The 1,245-nt window shown below is 53.8% G+C and carries 1 rRNA gene; it reads right to left on the bottom strand.

From position 1 onward, the window contains the following. A 23S ribosomal RNA gene (locus AACR77_RS19085) occupies nt 1-1,245 on the bottom strand; the annotation flags it as partial.

Here is a 1,245-nt window from a genome sequence, read left to right as displayed (position 1 = left end):
TAACCCCATCAATTAACCTTCCGGCACCGGGCAGGTGTCACACCCTATACGTCCACTTTCGTGTTTGCAGAGTGCTGTGTTTTTGATAAACAGTCCCAGCCATCTGGTCACTGCGACTCCCGACAGCTCCATCCGCAAGGGACTTCACCATCAAGAGCGAACCTTCTCCCGAAGTTACGGTTCTATTTTGCCTAGTTCCTTCACCCGAGTTCTCTCAAGCGCCTTGGTATTCTCTACCCGACCACCTGTGTCGGTTTGGGGTACGATGACTTGTAATCTGAAGCTTAGAGGCTTTTCCTGGAAGCAGGGCATCAATGGCTTCCGCACCGTGGTGCGTTCGTCTCGTGTCTCAGTGTTGTGTCTCCGGATTTGCCTGGAAACACCACCTACGCACTTTCACCAGGACAACCGTCGCCTGGCCCACCTAGCCTTCTCCGTCCCCCCATCGCAATTACAAGTCGTGCAGGAATATTAACCTGCTTCCCATCGACTACGCCTTTCGGCCTCACCTTAGGGGTCGACTCACCCTGCCCCGATTAACGTTGGACAGGAACCCTTGGTCTTCCGGCGAGGAGGCTTTTCACCCCCTTTATCGTTACTTACGTCAGCATTCGCACTTTTGATATCTCCAGCATGCCTCTCGACACACCTTCGCAGACTTACAGAACGCTCCCCTACCACTCACGCTTAGCGTGAATCCGCGGCTTCGGTGCCTGGTTTGAGCCCCGTTACATCTTCCGCGCAGGCCGACTCGACTAGTGAGCTATTACGCTTTCTTTAAATGATGGCTGCTTCTAAGCCAACATCCTAGCTGTCTGAGCCTTCCCACATCGTTTCCCACTTAACCAGAACTTTGGGACCTTAGCCGGCGGTCTGGGTTGTTTCCCTCTTCACGACGGACGTTAGCACCCGCCGTGTGTCTCCCGGATAGTACTTACTGGTATTCGGAGTTTGCATGGGGTTGGTAAGTCGGGATGACCCCCTAGCCCAAACAGTACTCTACCCCCAGTAGTATTCGTCCGAGGCGCTACCTAAATAGCTTTAGGGGAGAACCAGCTATCTCCGAGTTTGATTGGCCTTTCACCCCCAGCCACAGGTCATCCCCTAACTTTGCAACGTTAGTGGGTTCGGTCCTCCAGTTGATGTTACTCAACCTTCAACCTGCCCATGGCTAGATCACCCGGTTTCGGGTCTACACCTTGCAACTAGACGCCCAGTTAAGACTCGGTTTCCCTACGGCTCCCC

The sequence above is a fragment of the Aeromonas sp. ZOR0002 genome, from assembly GCF_963866995.1.
GTDB lineage: Bacteria > Pseudomonadota > Gammaproteobacteria > Enterobacterales > Aeromonadaceae > Aeromonas > Aeromonas caviae.
This window is presented reverse-complemented; position numbering and strand designations above follow the sequence as displayed.